The sequence below is a fragment of the Methylobacterium sp. WL1 genome (assembly GCF_008000895.1).
In the GTDB taxonomy this organism is placed as follows: domain Bacteria; phylum Pseudomonadota; class Alphaproteobacteria; order Rhizobiales; family Beijerinckiaceae; genus Methylobacterium.
This window is the reverse complement of sequence record NZ_CP042823.1, coordinates 6120647-6140715: the sequence shown is the minus strand read 5'-3', so window position 1 is coordinate 6140715 and position 20069 is coordinate 6120647. Positions and strand designations below refer to the sequence as shown.

Annotated in this window: 19 protein-coding genes and 1 other annotated feature; of the genes, 12 read left to right on the top strand and 7 right to left on the bottom strand. The window is 65.7% G+C overall.

Annotated elements, in window-relative coordinates:
- Window positions 1-24: 24 nt before the first annotated feature.
- From FVA80_RS29870 to FVA80_RS29840, 7 genes are all read left to right on the top strand, one after another.
- The gene (locus FVA80_RS29870; RefSeq protein ID WP_147907061.1) at window positions 25-474 is read left to right on the top strand and encodes an anaerobic typically selenocysteine-containing protein; all 450 of its coding nucleotides are present in this window, start codon (window positions 25-27) and stop codon (window positions 472-474) included.
- A 169-nt stretch (window positions 475-643) separates the two neighbouring features.
- The gene (locus FVA80_RS29865; protein ID WP_147907060.1) at window positions 644-1462 is read left to right on the top strand and encodes an SGNH/GDSL hydrolase family protein; all 819 of its coding nucleotides are present in this window, start codon (window positions 644-646) and stop codon (window positions 1460-1462) included.
- A 177-nt stretch (window positions 1463-1639) separates the two neighbouring features.
- Window positions 1640-2170 (top strand): ATP-dependent protease subunit HslV, encoded by a 531-nt coding sequence (gene hslV / locus FVA80_RS29860; RefSeq protein ID WP_147907059.1) that lies wholly within the window; start codon window positions 1640-1642, stop codon window positions 2168-2170.
- A gap of 237 nt (window positions 2171-2407) precedes the next feature.
- Entirely contained in the window at window positions 2408-4078 is a 1671-nt protein-coding gene (locus tag FVA80_RS29855; RefSeq protein WP_147907058.1) for a methyl-accepting chemotaxis protein, read from the top strand.
- A gap of 53 nt (window positions 4079-4131) precedes the next feature.
- Window positions 4132-4187 (top strand) — a sequence feature (sul1 is cis-regulatory element that is thought to sense ions involved in sulfur or methionine metabolism; They are found in Alphaproteobacteria).
- Window positions 4188-4251: 64 nt separating this feature from the next.
- The gene (locus tag FVA80_RS29850) at window positions 4252-5748 is read left to right on the top strand and encodes a SulP family inorganic anion transporter (RefSeq protein WP_147907057.1); all 1497 of its coding nucleotides are present in this window, start codon (window positions 4252-4254) and stop codon (window positions 5746-5748) included.
- Between the two features lie 121 nt (window positions 5749-5869).
- Window positions 5870-7183 carry an ATP-dependent protease ATPase subunit HslU gene (hslU, locus tag FVA80_RS29845; protein ID WP_147907056.1) on the top strand — a complete coding sequence of 438 codons (1314 nt, stop codon included), beginning with the start codon at window positions 5870-5872 and terminating at the stop codon, window positions 7181-7183.
- Window positions 7184-7245: 62 nt separating this feature from the next.
- The gene (locus FVA80_RS29840; protein WP_147907127.1) at window positions 7246-8070 is read left to right on the top strand and encodes a DMT family transporter; all 825 of its coding nucleotides are present in this window, start codon (window positions 7246-7248) and stop codon (window positions 8068-8070) included.
- Window positions 8071-8076: 6 nt separating this feature from the next.
- Here the strand turns inward: FVA80_RS29840 and FVA80_RS29835 are convergent, their stop codons facing one another.
- The 4 genes from FVA80_RS29835 to FVA80_RS29820 form a co-directional block, all read right to left on the bottom strand.
- Window positions 8077-8478: a PTS sugar transporter subunit IIA gene (locus FVA80_RS29835; protein ID WP_147853550.1), complete on the bottom strand. Its 402-nt coding sequence runs from the start codon at window positions 8476-8478 to the stop codon at window positions 8077-8079.
- Window positions 8479-8652: 174 nt separating this feature from the next.
- Window positions 8653-9093, bottom strand: a complete 441-nt coding sequence (locus tag FVA80_RS29830; protein WP_147907055.1) for an HPr kinase/phosphatase C-terminal domain-containing protein — start codon at window positions 9091-9093, stop codon at window positions 8653-8655.
- Entirely contained in the window at window positions 9093-10832 is a 1740-nt protein-coding gene (locus FVA80_RS29825) for a sensor histidine kinase (protein WP_246692480.1), read from the bottom strand. Before FVA80_RS29825 ends, FVA80_RS29830 begins: the two co-directional genes overlap by 1 nt.
- An 81-nt stretch (window positions 10833-10913) precedes the next feature.
- Window positions 10914-11624, bottom strand: a complete 711-nt coding sequence (locus tag FVA80_RS29820; protein ID WP_147907053.1) for a response regulator transcription factor — start codon at window positions 11622-11624, stop codon at window positions 10914-10916.
- Between the two features lie 287 nt (window positions 11625-11911).
- On the opposite strand from FVA80_RS29820, the gene FVA80_RS29815 reads away from it, so the two are divergent.
- The 5 genes from FVA80_RS29815 (at window position 11912) to FVA80_RS29795 (ending at window position 16560) form a co-directional block, all read left to right on the top strand.
- Entirely contained in the window at window positions 11912-12688 is a 777-nt protein-coding gene (locus FVA80_RS29815) for a DUF2470 domain-containing protein (RefSeq protein ID WP_147957918.1), read from the top strand.
- A 34-nt stretch (window positions 12689-12722) separates the two neighbouring features.
- Window positions 12723-12959, top strand: a complete 237-nt coding sequence (locus FVA80_RS29810; protein ID WP_246692206.1) for a hypothetical protein — start codon at window positions 12723-12725, stop codon at window positions 12957-12959.
- Between the two features lie 220 nt (window positions 12960-13179).
- A complete protein-coding gene (gene lepA / locus FVA80_RS29805) occupies window positions 13180-14982 on the top strand; it encodes a translation elongation factor 4 (RefSeq protein WP_147905823.1) in 1803 nt (600 codons plus the stop codon).
- A 255-nt stretch (window positions 14983-15237) separates the two neighbouring features.
- Window positions 15238-15774 carry a hypothetical protein gene (locus FVA80_RS29800; protein ID WP_147905824.1) on the top strand — a complete coding sequence of 179 codons (537 nt, stop codon included), beginning with the start codon at window positions 15238-15240 and terminating at the stop codon, window positions 15772-15774.
- Window positions 15775-16080: 306 nt separating this feature from the next.
- Window positions 16081-16560, top strand: a complete 480-nt coding sequence (locus tag FVA80_RS29795; RefSeq protein WP_147905825.1) for a hypothetical protein — start codon at window positions 16081-16083, stop codon at window positions 16558-16560.
- On the opposite strand, the gene FVA80_RS29790 is transcribed toward FVA80_RS29795, so the two are convergent.
- The 3 genes from FVA80_RS29790 to FVA80_RS29780 all read right to left on the bottom strand — a co-directional run bounded on the left by FVA80_RS29790 (window position 16561) and on the right by FVA80_RS29780 (window position 19914).
- Entirely contained in the window at window positions 16561-16878 is a 318-nt protein-coding gene (locus tag FVA80_RS29790) for a cytochrome c (RefSeq protein WP_147905826.1), read from the bottom strand.
- A gap of 136 nt (window positions 16879-17014) precedes the next feature.
- Window positions 17015-18298: a PQQ-dependent sugar dehydrogenase gene (locus FVA80_RS29785; RefSeq protein WP_147905827.1), complete on the bottom strand. Its 1284-nt coding sequence runs from the start codon at window positions 18296-18298 to the stop codon at window positions 17015-17017.
- Between the two features lie 113 nt (window positions 18299-18411).
- Window positions 18412-19914 carry an NAD(P)/FAD-dependent oxidoreductase gene (locus tag FVA80_RS29780; RefSeq protein WP_147905828.1) on the bottom strand — a complete coding sequence of 501 codons (1503 nt, stop codon included), beginning with the start codon at window positions 19912-19914 and terminating at the stop codon, window positions 18412-18414.
- Between the last annotated feature and the right edge of the window lie 155 nt (window positions 19915-20069).

The following is a 20069-nucleotide window of genomic DNA, read 5'->3' as shown; positions in this document are numbered from 1 at the left end:
GGGTCGAGGCGGAGAACCAAGACCTTGCAGAAGATCCTAATCGCTGCTGCCCTGGCTAGCCTTCTCGCCGGTCCAGCCGACGCCGAGGACAACCCGCAGCTCGGCAAACCCGCCAGCGCGGTGATGCCGCCCGTCGAGCTGACCATCACGCTTCAGGATGACAAACCGGTCTGCGCGCCGGCCGATCTGCGCCTGCCCGCCAACACCGACGTGGTGCTGAAGGTGGTGAGCGAGGCCAATGTCCCAGTGACACTCACGGCACCCGGACAGTTCGAACAGGGACACCTGCTGCACGCCGACGGCGACCTCGTCCATGTAATGAGCGAGAAGGGCTACACCGTCAAAGCCAACGGCCGCGGCACTCTGAAACTGCGCACCCTCGACGCCGGGGAGCACAGCTACGCCTGCACCGCGAACAACAAGCGCAATGCACCCTTCGTGGGCAAACTCGTGCTGTCCCCGCCGGCTGGTTGACGCCGGTCGCGCAGAGGCGAGACGCCGGCCGGCTCGGGTCCGGCGACGTCTCGCATTTAATTTTGTGTTACGAATTCACATCATCTTAAAGGCGCGTACGGAACCGCTCTTTTCAAGTGCCTGTGTCAGATTGTATCGGTCATTGACGAGTGGCGGAGCAATCGGTCCCGTGTCCCAGAACCTGACATCCGTCACGCCCGCTAAGCTGCGCCGAAAGCGCTGGCGGGATGTATTGGTTCTGTGCGGCCTGCTGTTGGTCCCCACCGCGGTTCTCGCCTACGCGGATCTCCTGCCTGATTCATTGGACATGCTCGGCATCGACCTGAGCGACAGTCCGGATCTCCCACACGTCGCACGGCAGATCGCCATCGGCGCGCCGCTCAAGATCGTCGCGTTCGGGTCGTCTTCGACCGAGGGCATCGGTGCCTCGAGCCCGGCCAACGCTTATCCGGCCCGCTTGCAGGTCAACCTGCGCAAGAAGCTCCGCGGCATGGAGGTCGCCGTCATCAATCGCGGCATCGGCGGCGAGCATGTCGACGACATGCTGAAGCGCCTGGACCGCGACGTGATCGCGGCCGAGCCGCAGCTCGTCATCTGGCAGACCGGCAGCAACGATCCGCTGCGCGGCGTCTCCATCGAGCATTTCCACGAGGCGACCGCCGTCGCGATCCGTCGGATTCGGGAAGCCGGCATCGACGTGGTGCTGATGGAACCGCAATGGTGTCCGAAACTGGATTCGACACCCGGCTCGTCCCGGTTCCGGGATGCGGTGCGGGCGATCGGGACGGAACTCGACGTGCCGGTCATCCGTCGGGCCGACCTGATGCACGGCTGGGTCCGCGAGGGGAAGCTCACCGCCAAGCAGCTCTTCGCCTCAGACGGCCTCCACATGGCCGATGGTGGCTACGCCCTGCTGGCTCAGGCGGCGGCCGAATCGATCCTGCACGACGCCGGTCCCGTGCAGACCGCCGAGGCGGTCGCGGAGTAGAGCTCCGCACCGTCGCAAGGCCCCCGACACGACGGAAGCGAACGTCCTATCGTCGGGGCGGACGTCCGATGGCTGGACGCGGCCGATAAAGCTCCCCATCTCGGCGCGGACCGAGATCGGAGCCGAACTTTGAGCCAGGACGCATTCAGGTACGACGACCGGGGCTCCGTGCCCCAGATGCACGCCACCACGATCCTGATGGTCCGCAAGGGCGGGCGCGTCGTGGTTGGGGGCGACGGGCAGGTCAGCCTTGGCCAAACCATCGTCAAAGGAAACGCCCGCAAGGTGCGACGCCTCGCCAAGGGCGCGGTGATCGGGGGCTTCGCCGGGGCGACCGCCGATGCCTTCACGCTGTTCGAGCGCCTCGAAGCCAAGCTGGAGCAGTATCCCGGCCAGCTGACGCGCGCCTGCGTCGAACTCACCAAGGATTGGCGTACCGACCGCTACCTCCGCCGCCTCGAAGCGATGATGGTGGTGGCTGATCGCGACGTCAGCCTGTTGCTCTCGGGTTCCGGAGACGTGCTGGAGCCGGAAACCGGCGTCATGGCGATCGGTTCGGGCGGAAACTACGCCCTGGCAGCCGCCCGCGCCCTCGAGGATAGCGATCTCGACGCGGAAGCGATCGTGCGTAAAGCCCTGACGATCGCCGCTGAGATTTGCGTCTACACCAACGGCAACCTGGTTATCGAGGCCCTCGATCAGGCGTGATGCAGAAGGTTCATGCGCCCGAGGTATGATCGCCTGGTTGCGGTGAAGTAGGCTGGTGCGACGAGGGGCGAGACGATTTTCGACGTTTATTGAACAGGATAAGATGCCGATCTGCCGGTCGAATGACCACGCGGACCGGCGATTCGAATCGCATCAGCTTGCCAGCAGACTGCACCTTAACGGAGCTTTGATTCGTCACCGGCACAATCGTTCCGCAAAGCCCTGGGTGGAAACGGCATGAAGATCGGTGGCAAGATCCTGGGCTTCGTCGCAGCCTGCAGCCTGACGACGCTCGTCGTCGCGGGCATCAGCGTCGCGACCCTGCAGCGCTTCGAGCACGCACTGACACAGGTCGAGGATGCCTCGGTCCGCGCGCTGAATGCCGCAAACTTCAACCGCCTCGTTGCCGAGGTGACAATGGACTCCCGCGGCGTCTACGCCTCGGCCGACCGGACCGAGGCTACGAAATACGCCGCCGGCATCCGCAAGGGCTTGGCGGCAATGGATGTCCTGCGGGCCGACTGGGCGCCCCGGGTGACGGAGCAGGAACGCCCGCTCTTCGACGCAATGGCGCGGAACGCCGACGCCTTCCGGACCTTGCGGGCTGCGCTGGCCACCGCCGGCGTGGAAGCCGGTCCCCGCGCCGCCGCCGATTTGGGCTTCAACGAGGCCAACCAGTCCAACCGCAGGGCGTTCCAGGCGAGCATCGATGCCCTGGTCATGGGCGGCCGGGCCGAGATGGCCGCGGTCAAGGCCGAGACCCGCGACCTCTTCCAGGCGCGGACGCTCCTGGTGTTCGCGCTGGCGCTGCTCGGCACAGTGGCGTGCTGCGGGCTCGGCCTCCTAGTCGGCCAGCGCCAGATCGCCCGGCCGCTCCGGGCCGTGTCCGAGGCGATCCAACGCCTGTCGCGGGGCGACCACACGCTGCCGGATGTGCATCCGCGTCGCGACGAGATCGGGGCGATTTGGGCCAGTATGCAGGTCTTCGCGGGGACGATGCGGGAAGCCGACGGTCTGCGGCAGGAGCGCGAGCGCTTGGGCGCGGAGGCGGTGACCCGCAAGCGCACCGAGATGGTCGGGCTTGCAGACCAGTTCGAGGGCAGCATCGGCGGCTTGGTTCACCACCTCGTCGGCGCCGCCACCGGCATGGAACGCGCCGCTGCCGCCATGGCGGGCAATGCCGAGCGCACCGACGAGCAGTCGCGCGTCGTGACCCGCGCCGCCGAGACCACCGCGCACAATGTCGAGGCGGTCGCCGCCGCCACGGAGGAACTCGCCGCCACCGCGAGTGAGATCGGCGTTCAGGTTTCACAGACGTCCGACGCTGCCGCTGGCGCCGTCGAGGCCGCCAAACGGACCCGCGCCAGTGTCCAGGCGCTTGCACGAAGTGCCGACGGCATCGGGCGGGTCGTATCGCTGATCTCGACCATCGCGGGACAGACCAATCTGCTCGCCCTCAACGCGACGATCGAGGCGGCCCGGGCCGGCGAGTCGGGGCGTGGTTTCGCCGTGGTCGCCACCGAGGTGAAGGCGCTGGCGACTCAGACCGCCAGGGCTACGGACGAGATCGCCGGCCAGATCGACGCGATGCGTGCGGCGACCCATGCGGCCGTCTTGGCCATCGAAGAGATCGGCGGCACGATCGAGCAGGTCCACGGCATCGCGCTGGGCGTGGCGGCGGCCGTCGAGCAACAGCAGGTCGCCACCCAGGAGATTGCCCGCAGCATCGCCGAGGCTGCCAGCGGCACCCGCGCCGTGACCGAGACCATGTCGATGGTGTTGGACGCCGCCCACGAGACCGGCGCCAGCGCCGGCAGGGTACTCGATGCGGCGGCCGACATCGCCCGCCGTTCGGATGGCCTGGGGAACGAGGTCGCGGGTTTCGTAGCGCAGGTGCGGGCGGCCTGACGCCGCCTGAATGTTGCATCGCAGTGCGATGCCCCGTAGGGTCGTGCCATTCGCAAGGACCCGGTGAAAGCCCGGGTGGCTCTTCCGGCCGCCGATCCGCCGGACCACGCATCCGAGACGCCCGTTGATCCGCCGTTCGAGCGGACGCGCGTCTCGTGCGGATTCTCATCACCATGCAACGCAGTTCATCCGGAACCGGCGGCCCTCTCGGGTCGTGGGTGTCCAATATCCGCGGCGATACCCTGTCGGGCGTCGTCGTCGCCCTGGCGCTGATCCCGGAGGCGATCGGCTTCTCGGTCATCGCCGGGGTCGATCCCAAGGTCGGGCTCTACGCCTCGGTGGTCATCGCCTGCACGATCGCCTTCGCGGGGGGGCGGCCGGCCATGATCTCGGCCGCGACCGCCGCGACCGCGGTGGTGATGGTCGATCTCGTGCGCGAGCACGGGGTTCAATACCTGTTCGCCGCCACCGTCCTGATGGGCGTGATCCAGATCCTCGCCGGCCTGCTCAGACTCGGCCGGCTGATGCGGTTCGTCTCGCAATCGGTCATGACCGGCTTCGTCAACGCGCTGGCGATCCTGATCTTCCTGGCGCAAATGCCCGAGCTTACGGGCGTTACGCCGGCGACCTACGGATTGATCGCCTTGGGCCTCGCGATCATCTACGGTTTCCCGCGGATCACCCGGGCCGTCCCCTCGCCCCTCGTGGCGATCGCGGTGCTGACCGCAGTGACGGCGATCTTCCACCTCGACGTGCGCACCGTCTCGCATCTGGGCGCTCTGCCCTCGACGCTGCCGAGCTTCGCGCTGCCGGACGTGCCGCTGACCTTCGAGACCCTGCGCATCCTGCTGCCCTACGCGGCGACGCTCGCCGCCGTCGGCCTGCTGGAAAGCCTGCTCACCGCGCAGATCGTCGACGACATGACCGACACCGCCAGCGACAAGAACCGGGAATGCATGGGCCAGGGCGTCGCCAACATGGCCTCCGCGGTGTTCGGCGGCATGGGCGGCTGCGCGATGATCGGGCAGTCGGTGATCAACGTCACTTCGGGAGCTCGGGGCCGCCTGTCCACGCTGGTGGCGGGCGCCTTCCTGCTGCTGCTCCTGGTGGCCCTTCAGGACCTACTGGCCGTCGTGCCGGTCGCGGCGCTGACGGCGGTGATGATCATGGTCTCGCTGAACACCTTCTCCTGGCGGTCGCTGGCGCAGCTGCGCACGAACCCGCTGCCGTCCTCGGCCGTGATGCTGGCGACCGTCCTGGTCGTGGTCGCCACCAAGGATCTGGCGCAGGGTGTGCTCGCCGGCGTGCTCCTCTCCGGCGTGTTCTTCGCCGGCAAGGTCTCGCGGCTGAGCCAGGTGACCTCCACGCTCTCGGAAGACGGCCGGACCCGGACCTATCGGGTGGCCGGGCAGGTCTTCTTCGCCTCGGCCGGCACCTTCTCGGAGGCGATCGACGTGCTGGAGCCGGTGGACCGACTCGTCATCGACCTGCAGGACGCGCATTTCTGGGACATCTCGGCGGTGGCCGCGCTTGACCGTGTGGTCCTGAAGGCCCGCACCCGTGGGCGGATCGTCGACGTCATCGGCCTGAATGCAGCGAGCGCGACGCTGGTCGAACGCTTCGGCAAGCACGACAAGCCCGACGCCGCACCCTCGCTGGCGGGTCACTGAGACGGGGCGACGCACGTCTGAGGCCGGGCGCCGCCTCTTGCGTCGCGCGCGCCGCGACCCCATTCCCGGCCCAGGCCTGCGGTTGCGTCGGCCAGGCCGGGACAACAAGGATGGCACAGCGTTGACGACGTTCTCTCCCCGCGAGATCGTGTCCGAACTCGATCGCTTCATCGTCGGGCAGCACGACGCCAAGCGCGCCGTCGCGATCGCGCTCCGCAATCGCTGGCGTCGCCAGCAGCTCACGGGGCCGCTTCGTGAGGAGGTCGCGCCCAAGAACATCCTGATGATCGGGCCGACCGGCTGCGGCAAGACCGAGATCGCCCGCCGCCTCGCCAGGCTGGCCAATGCCCCGTTCCTGAAGATCGAGGCCACCAAATTCACCGAGGTCGGCTATGTCGGCCGTGACGTCGAGCAGATCATCCGCGATCTCGTGGAGGTGGCGATCGGCCTGACCCGACAGGCGAAGCGCGAGACCGTCAAAGCCAAGGCAGAGGCGGCGGCCGAGAATCGGATCCTCGACGCCCTGGTCGGGCCCACCGCCAGCCAGGCGACCCGCGACAGCTTCCGGCGCAAGCTGCGTGACAGCGAACTCGACGACAAGGAAGTCGAGCTGGAGCTGGCCTCGGGTGCCCCGTCGGGTCTGCCGATGTTCGAGATCCCCGGCATGCCGGGGGCCTCCATGGGGGCGATCAACATCGGGGACGTGCTCGGCAAGGCGCTGGGCGGGCAGCGCGGCAAGCCGCGCCGTATCCTGGTTCGAGATGCCTACGCGCCGCTGCTGGCCGAGGAATCCGACAAGCTGGTCGACGACGACGCGCTGATCCGCGACGCGATCCGCGAAGTCGAGAACAACGGCATCGTCTTCCTCGATGAGATCGACAAGATCTGCACCCGTGAGGGCCGCTCCTCCGGGGACGTCTCCCGCGAAGGCGTACAGCGCGACCTGCTGCCCCTGATCGAGGGTACGACGGTCGCGACGAAGCACGGCCCGGTGAAGACCGACCACGTGCTGTTCATCGCCTCGGGCGCGTTCCATGTCTCGAAGCCCTCCGACCTCCTGCCGGAACTCCAGGGCCGTCTGCCGATCCGGGTCGAGCTGCAGCCGCTGACGGTGGACGACTTCCGCCAGATCCTGACGTCCACGGAAGCGAGCCTGCTCAAGCAGACGGTGGCGCTGATGGAGACGGAGGGCGTGACCCTCACGTTCACCGACGACGCCGTGGACGCGCTGGCCCGAGTCGCCGTCGAGGTGAATTCGTCGGTCGAGAACATCGGCGCCCGCCGCCTGCAGACCGTTCTGGAGCGGGTGATCGATGAGATCTCCTTCACCGCCACCGACCGGTCCGGAGAGACCGTGCCGATCGACGCCGCCTATGTCCGTGCCCGGGTCGAGGATCTGGCTGCCAACGCGGACCTGAGCCGATTCATCCTGTGATCACGCGCTCGGGGTGGCGGCCGGATGCGGCTCTCCTCCCCGTCATCGCGCTGGTGGCCGGGATGATCTCCCTCCAGTTCGGAGCCACGGTCGCCAAGAGCCTGTTCCCCGTCGTCGGAGCGGCCGGGACGGCGTCTCTGCGAGTCGGCTTCTCGGCCGTGATGCTGATCGCGGTCTGGCGTCCGTGGCGGCGCAGCCTGTCGGGGCGCGATGCCGGATGGATCGCGCTCTACGGGATCAGCCTGGGGCTGATGAACGTCCTGTTCTACCTGGCCATCGCCCGTTTGCCGCTCGGGCCGGCGGTGGCGATCGAGTTCGCAGGGCCGCTCGCCATTGCGCTGATCGCGTCCCGTCGCAGGTCTGACTTCCTGTGGATCGGGGTCGCGGTACTGGGACTCGGCCTGCTCCTGCCGGTCGCATCGACGAGCTCCTTGGACCCGCTCGGCGTCGTCCTGGCGCTCGGGGCGGCTCTGGCCTGGGCGCTCTACATCCTGTTCGGCCAACGTGCGGGACGGATCGACGGCGGTCAGGCAGTCTCGCTAGGCATGCTGGTCGCGGCGGTGGTCGCAGCACCATTCGGGCTGACGGAAGCCGGTCTTGACCTGTTCGCCCCCGGTATCCTGGTCGCCGGTCTCACGGTAGCGCTCATGTCCAGCGCCCTGCCCTACTCGCTCGAGATGTTCGCGCTGCGCCGCCTGGATCGGAAACGTTTCGGCGTTCTGATGAGCCTGGAGCCTGCCGTGGCCGCCTGCGTGGGCTTCGCTCTGTTGGGCGAGCGGCTCGGCATCGTTCAGTGGCTGGCCATCGGGCTGGTGATTCTTGCCTCGGCGGGCATCACCGCGACGAGCCGCCAGCCTGCCACAACGGCCGTAGTCCTCGACGGCTGAAGAGCTTTATTTCCCGGCCAGGACGCGGGAGGCGACGTTGATGTATTTGCGCCCGGCTTCCTGGGCGTGAAGGACGGCGTCGCTGAGGTTTTCCTCGTCACGGACGCTCGCTAACTTGATCAGCATCGGCAGGTTGATCCCCGCCACCACCTCGACCGAGCCGCCGTTCATACACGAGAGCGCAAGGTTCGAGGGCGTGCCACCGAACATGTCGGTGAGCACCACCACACCGTCGCCGGTGTTCACGCGGCAGACCGCCGACATGATGTCCCGGCGCCGCAATTCCATATCGTCTTCCGGCCCGATCGTGATCGTCTCGATCTGATCCTGCGGGCCGACCACGTGCTCCAGAGCGGCCTTGAATTCGGTCGCCAGCAGCCCGTGAGTGACGAGCACCATGCCAATCATCGACACGTGTTCCAACGTCCTCTGTCTGCCGCCATGTTGTGCAATGCACAGGTCCCAACAAGGCGATCGCGACGTTTTTGCTCGGACATTAGAACGATCATGCCACGCGGGCCCCTTCGGCGCCATGGGGTCTCACCACCGTGACGCGAATCGATGACCTGTGCGGCTGCGAAGTCACGGACTGGACTTTCGCAGCGCGGCACGAATCAGCAACATCGATAATCCCGCCCGTCGCACTGCGGCGTCGAGGACCAAGCGCGGTAACGGCACCTCGAGAATGTGGGCATCGCCCGGTGGATCGGGCAACCGAGGTTGTTCGTCAACGAGATCGACCGAGAGGCGTAGATGCGCCTCGTAGCTGAGCAGCAATCCAAGGTCCGCTGCCGATAGAATGCCCTGCCCTCGGATCTCGACCTGTCCCGCCGATACCTCATGGGACCGGGCGACAAGCGTATCGGCCCGTCGGTCGCACACCACCCGGTCGTCTGCCACGAAGGCCCCATCCGCCTCCGCGGCGATGAGAACCGCCAAGCTCGACTTTCCAGAGCCGGACGGACCGCGAATCAGGATGCCGGCCCCACCCAAGGTCACGCAGGAAGCGTGGAGGGTCGTCATCAGGCGTGGAGCTGCCGCGGTGCGGCCGGGAGGCGAACGGTGAAGCGGGCGCCGCGCACCGTGGGCTCGCCGTCCTCGTCCGGTGCACCGGGTCGGTTCTCGGCTCGGATCGTCCCACGGTGGGCCTGAACGATCTGGCGCGAGATCGACAGCCCGAGCCCCGAATTCTGCCCGAACCCCTGCTCGGGCCGATCGGTGTAGAAGCGCTCGAAGATGCGCTCCAGGGCGTGCTCCGGAATGCCGGGTCCCTCGTCCTCGCAAACCAGCTCGACCTCGCCGCGGACCCGGCACAGGGCCACCCGGACCTTCGCCTCGGTGGGCGAGAACGAGCGGGCATTGTCGAGAAGGTTGTTGACGACCTGACCAAGCCGGCTGTCGTGGCCGATCACCGTGAAGGGTGCATCCTGATCGGCGATTGGCTCGACGTCGAGCTGGATCAGGCAATCTTTCGGGCGTCTCCGCTCGTTCGCCACCGAGACGACCGTGGACAGCAGCTTCTTGAGATCGACCCGGCGTGCCTCTGCGCGGGCAAGTTCGGCGTCGAGCCGCGAAGCGTCGGCGATGTCGCTGATCAGCCGGTCGAGGCGCTTCACATCGTGCTGGATGATCGCCATCAGGCGGCCGCGCGAATCATCGGACTTCGCCAGCGGCAGCGTCTCGACCGCGCTGCGCAGGGACGTCAGCGGGTTCTTCAGCTCATGGCTGACATCGGCGGCGAAGCTTTCGATGGCGTCGATGCGCCGGTAGAGCGCCTGGGTCATGTCCCGCAGGGCCCCGGAAAGGTGGCCGATCTCGTCCGTGCGCTGGGTAAAGTCGGGGATCTCTTCGCGGGTCTTGATCCCCATGCGGACCTTTTCGGCAGCCTCGGCCAGCCGCCGGACCGGCCCTGCGATGGCGCCGGCCAGCAACGCCGAGAGCACCACCATGACAGCCGAGGCGACCAGGAACACCTGCAGGAGACCGAAGCGCTCCGAGGCGATCACCCGGTCGATGGCGTCCCCTTGCGTGGAGATCAGGAGCGCGCCTCGCACAGAGCCGGCACGGTGGATCGGCACGGCCACCGAGACGGTGGTCTCGCCCAGGGCGTTGCGGCGGACCAGGCTGCCGCGATTGCCGGTGAGCGCCGCCTGGACCTCGCGGAGCGAATGGCCGTTCACCGGCCCCGTCTCCTCGGGTTGAGCGCCTCGGCCGCCGATGAGGGCGCTGAGCTTAGTCTGGACCGCCTGGAAAGCGGATTCCAGCATGCCCGCTTTGTGGGGCTTTGCCGCGATCGTGTCGTTGCGGCCGGCATCCCCGCGCTTGAACAGGGTCCGGGTGTCGAACAGCAGGCCGCCCTCCTGGTCATAGACCCGGGCACGATTGCCCGTGGGGGTGACCAGGCGGGATAGCAGCGGCGCCACCTTCTCGGGGTTGAGCGAGAAGGCCAGAGGCTGCGATTCCTCCTCGGTGGGTTCCCCAGCCTGCTGCTGGAGCAGCTTGTCGGGGTCGATCTGGATGGTGTCGGTGTCGACCGACGCGGAGGCCGCGATGGCGCCCGCGATGATCTCGCCCTGGATCGCCAGGCTCTGGATCCGGGCCTGGATCAGGCCCTGCCGGAACTGATTGAGGTAGAGGAACCCGACGAGCAGCGCGATCAACCCGACGAGGTTGAGCACGACGATGCGACGCGTCAGGCTTGACGACGCGCGCTGGCCGATCGCGTCCCAGAGGGCGCGCGGCCAGGTCAGCGGTCGGGACAGGAGCTGGGTGAACGAGGGGCGCGGTGGGGCGTCCTCGGCTTGGGCGGGGGTCTGGCCGGTCACGTGGCGGATCCTTTTAGATCACGCCTCCTTGAACCGGTAGCCGACGCCGTACAGCGTCTCGATCATGTCGAAGGCCTGGTCGGTCACTTTGAACTTCTTGCGCAGGCGTTTGATGTGGCTGTCGATGGTGCGGTCGTCGACGTAGACCTGGTCGTCGTAGGCGGCATCCATGAGGGCGTTGCGGCTCTTCACGACGCCCGGGCGGTGGGCCAGCGCCTGCAGGATCAGGAATTCCGTGACCGTGAGGGTCACCGGCTCACCCTTCCAGGTGCAGGTGTGGCGCTCCGGATCCATCATCAGCGAGCCGCGCTCCAGCGAGCGGGCCGCGACCTCGGCCTCGCCCCGTGGGGTGGCGCCCGCCGGCTCCTTGGCGAAGCGGCGCAGCACCGCCTTCACGCGCTCCACCAGAAGGCGCTGCGAGAACGGCTTATGGATGAAGTCGTCCGCGCCCATCTTGAGACCGAACAGCTCGTCGATCTCCTCGTCCTTCGAGGTCAGGAAGATCACCGGGAGGTCGGATTTCTGCCGCAGGCGGCGGAGAAGCTCCATCCCGTCCATGCGCGGCATCTTGATGTCGAAGATCGCGAGGTCCGGCGGGGAGTGCCGCAGACCGTCGAGGGCGGAGGCGCCGTCGGTGTAGGTCTGGATGCGATAGCCTTCGGTCTCAAGCGCGATCGACACGGAGGTCAGGATATTCCGGTCGTCGTCGACGAGGGCGATGGTTGGCATGCGCGATCCCTGACTGAACGGGCTCAAGCGCGGTCCCGGCTGTTCGCGCGGGCCGCGCTCCATCCCGGCCCCCGAGGGGCAGGCGGAAGCGCGAACCGGGCCGGTTTCGGCGCCGCCCGGTTCGCGCAACGGGACAGGTGCTTTAGTACGGCCGATCGGAAAAAGCGAGCGGCGGTCATAGCTTGGCCATAAAGGCCGATCTGACGCGGGTCCGGGCGCTCGTGCGGGAAGCGGTGCGCCGCTACGGTAGCGGGCGTGCGGCAGCGGTGAAAAACGGGAGCGACCGGATGGGCGAGACGAGTACCACTGCGTCGGAACAGCGCGAGATGGCCCGTCCGCTGCCCGCGGGCGAGGCGCCATTCGACGCCATCGGGTTGTCGCGGATGCTGCTGCGAAGCATCCGTTCCGGGGCGCTGGCGACCCTCGATGCGGAGGGGACGCCGTTCGCGTCGCTGGTGACGATCGCCACCGACCAGGACGGCACGCCGCTGATGCTGCTGTCGCGGCTCTCGGCCCACACCCGCAACCTGCTGGCGGATCCGCGGTGCTCGATGCTGTTCTCGCAGGGCGGCAAGGGCGATCCGTTGGCGCATCCGCGGCTCACCGTGGTCGGCACCGCCGTGCAGACCGAGGCGGCGCGGGCGCGGGCGCGTTTCCTGGCCCGCCATCCGAAGGCCAAGCTCTACGCCGACTTTCCGGATTTCGGGTTCTTCGCAGTGACCGCGAAGTCTGGACACCTGAACGGCGGTTTCGCGAAGGCCGCCACGTTGACCCGCGAAGAATTGCTCCTCGACCTCACCGGGGCGGAGGCCGTGGTCGCTGGCGAGGCCGGGGCGGTCGAGCACATGAACGCCGACCACTCCGACGCGCTGGCGCTTTACGCCGCCGCGGCGGGTGCGGAGGCTGGGCTGCCGTGGCGTTTGAGCGGGCTGGACCCGGAGGGGCTCGACCTGATGGCCGGCGACCGGACGGCGCGGGTGGTCTTTCCCGAGCGCGTCTCCGACATGGGCGGCCTGCGCAGGCACCTCGTCGCCATGGCGGCGCAGGCGCGCGGCGGGGCCTGAGCGGGGACATCGGGGCGGGAGATCACCCCGGGGCATGGCGAAGTGCCGCCCGGTGCACCATATCCGCGCGATGAGCGAGATCCAGACAGACACCTATCCCTTCAGCCTCGATGTGCAGCCGGTCGGCGAAAGCGGCGCGATGTTCCAGTGGAGCATCCGCAAGCACGGCAAGCTGCACCAGCGCTCGGATCGGAAGCACCCGACCGAGTCGAAGGCCCGGACCCACGGCGAGGCCGAGATCGAGCGCCTGATCCGCGACCGCGGCCGCTGAACGCTCGTCATAGCCGCCGGCATCGGCGGAGCACTGCCGACGGGCGGGGGCCGGTTCGTACTGGCTCCCGCTTCGTCGTTCTGGCCCCCCCGGTCGCAGCGGGTCGGCCCCCGCGCTTGGCGCGTCTGCGCGGCACTGCTATCTCGCGCGTGAGCCGACCCATCCGAACACGCCCAGACGTCAGACGGTGCGCGCCGTCGCGCGCCCGAACGGAATGCCGATGACAACCCCGATCGACAACATCCGCAACTTCTCGATCGTCGCGCATATCGACCACGGCAAATCGACCCTGGCGGATCGGCTGATCCAGGCCACCGGCACCGTGGCGTTGCGCGACATGAGCGAGCAGATGCTCGACTCGATGGATATCGAGAAGGAGCGCGGCATCACCATCAAGGCGCAGACCGTGCGCCTGGAATACCGGGCCGAGGACGGCAAGGATTACATCCTCAACCTGATGGACACGCCCGGCCACGTGGACTTCGCCTACGAGGTGTCGCGCTCGCTCGCCGCCTGCGAGGGCTCGCTGCTGGTGGTGGATGCCTCCCAAGGCGTCGAAGCGCAGACGCTGGCCAACGTCTACCAGGCGCTCGACGCCAACCACGAGATCGTGCCGGTCCTCAACAAGGTCGATCTGCCGGCCGCCGAGCCGGAGCGGGTCAAGGAGCAGATCGAGGAGGTGATCGGCCTCGACGCCTCGAACGCGGTGCCGATCTCGGCCAAGACCGGCCTGAACATCGAGGCGGTGTTGGAGGCGATCGTGACCCGCCTGCCGCCGCCCAAGGGCGACCGGAGCGCGCCGCTCAAGGCCCTGCTGGTGGACAGCTGGTACGACGCCTATCTCGGCGTCGTCGTGCTGGTGCGCATCATCGACGGCGTGCTCAAGAAAGGCATGACCATCCGGATGATGGGCGCGGACGCCGTCCACGGCGTCGACCGGATCGGCGTGTTCCGTCCGAAGATGGCCGAGATCGGCGAGCTCGGCCCGGGCGAGGTCGGCTTCTTCACCGGCTCGATCAAGGAGGTCGCCGACACCCGCGTCGGCGACACGCTGACCGAGGACAAGCGCCAGACCACCTCGATGCTGCCGGGCTTCAAGGAAGTCCAGGCGGTCGTGTTCTGCGGCCTGTTCCCGGTGGACGCCGCCGAGTTCGAGAACCTGCGCGCGGCCATGGGCCGGCTCCGGCTCAACGACGCGTCCTTCTCCTACGAGATGGAGAGTTCGGCCGCGCTGGGCTTCGGCTTCCGCTGCGGCTTCCTCGGCCTGCTGCACCTGGAGATCATCCAGGAGCGGCTGGAGCGCGAGTTCAACCTCGACCTGATCTCCACCGCGCCCTCGGTGGTCTACCGCCTGAAGATGCGCGACGGCACGCTCAAGGAGCTGCACAACCCGGCCGACATGCCGGACGTGATGAAGATCGAGCTGATCGAGGAGCCGTGGATCCGCGCCACGATCCTGACCCCCGACGAGTATCTCGGCGGCGTGCTGAAACTCTGCCAGGACCGCCGCGGCGTCCAGATCGACCTCAACTACGTCGGCAAGCGCGCCATGGTGGTCTACGACCTGCCGCTGAACGAGGTGGTGTTCGATTTCTACGACCGGCTGAAATCGATCTCTAAGGGCTACGCCTCGTTCGACTACCACGTCTCCGACTACCGCGAGGGCGAGCTCGTGAAGATGTCGCTGCTGGTCAACGCCGAGCCGGTGGACGCCCTGTCGATGCTGGTCCACCGCACCCGCGCCGAATCGCGCGGCCGGGCCATGTGCGAGAAGCTGAAGGACCTGATCCCCCGCCACCTGTTCCAGATCCCGGTCCAGGCGGCCATCGGCGGCAAGATCATCGCCCGCGAGACGATCAAGGCCCTGTCCAAGGACGTCACCGCCAAGTGCTACGGCGGCGACATCTCGCGCAAGCGCAAGCTGTTGGACAAGCAGAAGGAAGGCAAGAAGAAGATGCGCCAGTTCGGGCGCGTGGAGATCCCGCAGGAGGCGTTCATCGCGGCGCTGAAGATGGACGATTGAGGCATTCCATCAGATGACTCACCGAGGCACGCGTGGAGAAAAATCTTTTAGCCTTCTCTGCTCCGATGCGGGCCTTATCTGCAATTCGTCGGACGAAGATATGGCGGGGTGGGATTTTTTCGTTCAATTCCCGCTAGACACAGCATTTACTGGATCTGCAGACCACCGCCCGCCAGCCATTAGTGCTTTTTTCAAGTAAAAACATCGCAAAAACAGTTTAATGCAATATGCATTAAGTTGTCTAATGCCGAGCGAATGGCAAGAGAAATCAAGCCCACATTTTTTGCTTTCGGCTTAGACCGTGGACTGGAGAGACCAATAAAATTTGAGCTTGCCCATGTTGGCAAACTTGCAGTGTCACATATTTTGGCTGCACTCAGAAAAAATCAAACACTGCCCTACAGCAAACGAAAAAAGACAATATCAATCAGCCGTTCAATTTTGGAGATAACTTCGATACAAAGCCCCGACGATTTACGGGCCGCCATCAAAACTTACAGCACAGATAGTATAGAACGCTATATCAAAAGAAAAATCGAGATTAATAAGACGGTCGGCTACAATGAAAACGCCTTTAAGGGCAAATTTGCATTAAGTGGAATAAACACGGACGATAAACTTATTTCTTTGATGATTGGTGAAATTGACGAGCTCGAAGTACAAGATTTCTCTGTCGTGGAGACAAGATTTGATATTGCGATTCCGTTACAACAAGCAACGTCAGCTATACTCCGAGCAGAACCGTCAGAGAAACAATACGGCGTTGTTGTATTCATCACTAAAGATCGCTGACGCCGGGCTGAATTTGAGTGCGAGGTCAGAGCACCGCGCCTTCCAAATATAGATAAAGATAAGTTTAGAATTCGCATTAGTAACGATATATTTTCCGTCATTTTCAGCCCAAGCCGCGGATTTTACAATTGGAATTGCGATCCCGATACATCAAAATATTTGGATTGGGATCGACTGAAAAATCTGTTAAATTTTATGTACATTTCTACACTCGGCTCGAGCTATATGCACATATATTTACATGGACGAAAGACGGTCGAAGCAGAATTTTCCTCAACGGCTTCGTCAAACTGGGACGAAACCTCTTTGAATAAAACCATTTCCCTAATTGATTATTTTTATACATTTATTGAGCTGAGGCCCTACTTAAAGTTTTCTGGAAATGAATTTGTCAAAATAATGAACAATCGAACGGGGCTTTTCGCGCTCTTACGAGATCGTGAACGGAGTGACTCAGTCATCAGCTGCACACTATCACGTGCCCCAAAAGACGCTATGAGCATAGCAAAATTTCTATTCCCGCTTGGCTTTCAATGCGGAGGAAGATTAATTGCGATGATGTTGATAGTTGAGGGGACACCTAAAATTGACGGTCAAGACGTAAGAATGGGTGTTGAAGATATCGAACTCGATGCGTTTGGCAGCTTCAAAAACAAATCTTTAGCTTTAAGATCAATCGAAGATGCTGCGACAAAATTAGCAAAAAGAGAGCCTGACTCAACCCTCGTTGTCGTTGAACCAAGTATATACTCAGAAAGAGAAATCTCGAGCGATAAATCCATTTAATTAGTTGGGCGGCAGCACGTCGATCTGGATGCCCGCATAATACGCCGCCAGGTTTGCGATGTCGGCATCTGACAACTCCTTGGCGACCACGTTCATGATCTCGTTCTGCCGCTTGCCGTCGCGGTACTCGCTGAGCGCCTTCACCAGATAGGGCTCGACCTGGCCGGCGAGGTTCGGCGCCTCCGGCAGCTTCGAGAGCCCGTCCATCCCGTGACAGGTCTGGCAGGCGCTGGCCTTCTTGCGCCCGAGGGCCGCGTCGCCGGCCTGGGCCGAGAGCGGGACGAGCAGAGCGGCGAGAAGGAGAAGCGGGCGGATCATCGGCTGGGCTCGGTAGGCGGTTTCACGAAAGGTCAACGGAACAGGCGCAGTCCCCCTCTCCCGTGCGGGAGAGGGGGACTGCGCCTGTTTGCGGCGGTGGCGCCTCGCACGGAGCGAGGCGCCAAGTCCCAAAAAGCTACTTCTCGTAGGAGATCCGGTAGATCGCCCCGGCGGAATCGTCCGAGACCAGCAGCGAGCCGTCGAGCATCACCGCCACGTCCACCGGGCGGCCGAGATACTCGCCGTCGCCGGTCAGCCAGCCTTCCGCGAACGGCTTGACCGCGCCGAGCTTCCCGTCCGCGCCCATGGGGGCGAACATCACCCGGGCGCCCACCGGCTCGGTGCGGTTCCAGGAACCGTGCTCGGCGATGAAGATCCCGCCCTTGTACGAGGCCGGGAACTGCTTGCCGTTGTAGAAGGCCATGCCGAGATCGGCCGCGTGGGGCGGCAATTCGGCGACCGGGGCGACCGCGTCGGCGGGCGGGGTCTGGTCCTTGTATTCGACCGTGCGGATTGCGCCGCCGCCGTACCAGGGGAAGCCGAAATTCTCGCCCGCCTTGGTGGCGTGGTTCAATTCACCCGGTGGCTTGTCGTCGCCCATGCCATCGACCTGGTTGTCGGTGAACCAGAGCGACTTGTCGGCGGCGAAATCCATGCCCACCGAATTGCGGATGCCGGTCGCAAAAACCTCGCGGTTCTTGCCGTCGGCGTCGATGCGGATGATGCCGCCGATGCCGGCCTTCCGGTACAGGTCCATCTTCTCGGCCGGCGGCACGTTGTAGGGCTGGCCGAGCGCAATGTAGGTCTTGCCGTCCGCACCCACCCGGCAGACCCGGGCGGTGTGATTGAAGCTCTCTTCCCCGGCCGGGATCAGCGCGCCTTCCTTCACCAGGATGCCGGCGGCGACGTCCGGATTCTCGTAGAAGAACTCGGCGGCCGGGAAGGCGAGCACCCGATTCTGCTCCACGATGGTGAGCACGCCGTCCTTCGAGAAGCAGACGCCGTTGGGGATCTTGAACGCGATGCCCGGCGCGAAGGCCCGGACCTCGTCGGCGACCCGGTCCTTGTCGCGGTCGGTGACCGTGTAGACCTTGGTCTTGCGGGTGCCGACGAACAGCACGCCGGCATTGGGGCCGACCGCGATGGCGCGGGCATCCGGCACCACGGCGTAGAGATCGATCTTGAAGCCGTCGGGCAGCTTGATCTTGGTGAGCGTCTTGCGGATCGCATCGGCGCGGCGGCCGGTCTGCGGGATCTCGGGGGCGGCCTGGGTGTCGGTGCTGCGGAGGTTCTGCAGCTTCTCCAGGTCGTCGGCCTTGGCCTTGGTCTCGGCCGGCGCCGCACCCTGTGCGAGGGCCGGAGCCACGAGGGCGGGCAGGGCGACGCCCGCCCAGAGCGCAGCGATGAACAGCGAACGCATCGTCTTCAAATCCTCCCGGCCGCCCTTGGGTTCGGACGGTTCCGAATCGGACATAGACGACGCCTGCGGGCGGGCAAGTTGCGCCGGTGACGCGCGCCCGCAGCTGTCGCGTGTCAGGCGACCTTGCGGGGGACGAGACGCTCGCTGCCCAAAGCCGCCTGCGCGCCGGATACGCCGGATTCGGTGTATTCGGCGTCCTCGTTGACCTGCCAGACATCGTGCCGGCGCCGGCCGCCGAGGATGTTCTCCACGGTCAGCATCGCGGTCATCATCGCGTGGTCCTGGTTGTTGTACTTGTGCATGCCGTTGCGACCGACGAGGTGCAGGCTCGGGAAGTCCCGCTCCAGCTCGCGCCGCACGGTGACGACGTGTCCGGCATAATCCGCGTCGTAGACCGGATACGCCTTGGGCTGGCGGACCACGCAGGCATCGACCACGTCGGCCGGATCGATAAGCCCGATCTGGCCGATCTCGCGCTTGGCGAGCGCCACAAGCTCCTCGTCCGAGGCGGTCCAGAGCCCGTCGCCCTCGAAGCAGAAATACTCGAGGCCGAGGCAGGTGTGATCGTCGTCCGGCACCATCTCGGGCGACCAGGAGCGGAAGTTCTGCACCCGGCCGACCTGCACGGACGGATCGTGGATGTAGATCCAGTTGTCCGGAAAATTCTTTTGCGACTTGGCGATGAGCGCCACGGTCAGGAAGTCGCGGTACTTGAGCGACCGCGCGTTGAAGGTGCTGAGCGGACGCGGGCGGATCGCATCGACCAGTTCGCGCACCGGCGCCGACGAGATCACGTGCCGGGCCGTGAAGGTCTCGCGGCTGCCGTCGGCGCTGCGGGCCGCGACCGTCCAGATGCCGGTGCCGGCATCGTAGGAGAGCGCATCGACGCCGCGGTCGAGGAGCACGCGCCCGCCCTGCGCCTGGATCTTGGCGGCGGCGGCCTCCCACATCATACCGGGTCCGCGGCGGGGATAGCGGAACGACTCGATCAGCGTCTTGATCACCGGGCCGCCGGCCTTGGGCGCCTTGCGCAGGCCGAGCGAGCGCTTGATGCCGTCGCGGATCGCCGCGCCGAGGTCGAGGCCCTTGATGCGCTGGGCCGCCCAATCGGCCGAGATCGCGTCGCACGACATGCCCCACACCTTCTCGGTGTAGGTCTTGAAGAAGATCGAGAACAGGCGCTCGCCGAACTGGTTGCGGACCCAGGCGTGGAAGTTCTTGGGGTCGCGCACCGGCCGCATGCGGGCGTACAGGTAGGAGGCTACGCAAGCCAAGCTCGTGAACAGGCCGAGGTTGCGCAGCGCTTCGAACGCCTTGAGCGGATAGGCGTAGTACCGGCCGCGATAGTAGATCCGGGACAGGCGTGGCCGCTCGATGAAGTCGTTGGGTAGGATCTCGTCCCAGAGATCGACCACCGCCTTGGATTTCGAGAAGAACCGGTGTCCGCCGATATCGAACAGGTAGCCGTTGTGCGAGACCGTGCGGGAGATGCCGCCGACCTGCGCCGGATCCCGCTCCAGCACGGTGACCGACCGCCCCTGCTTCGACAGCAGGTAAGCGGCCGTGAGGCCCGCCGGCCCCGCGCCGATCACCAGCGTCTCGGTGTGGTGGCTCATCCCCTGCTCCGGCTGCCGTCCCGGCCGGATCGCGGACCGGCTCGCGCGGAGAGTGCGGCGGGATGGTTAAGGAACCGCCTCACGGTTGATTGACCCGCCATTAAGCCCGGGCGCGCAGCATGGCTCCGGCGCTCGCTTTCGGCGCATCCGGGGAC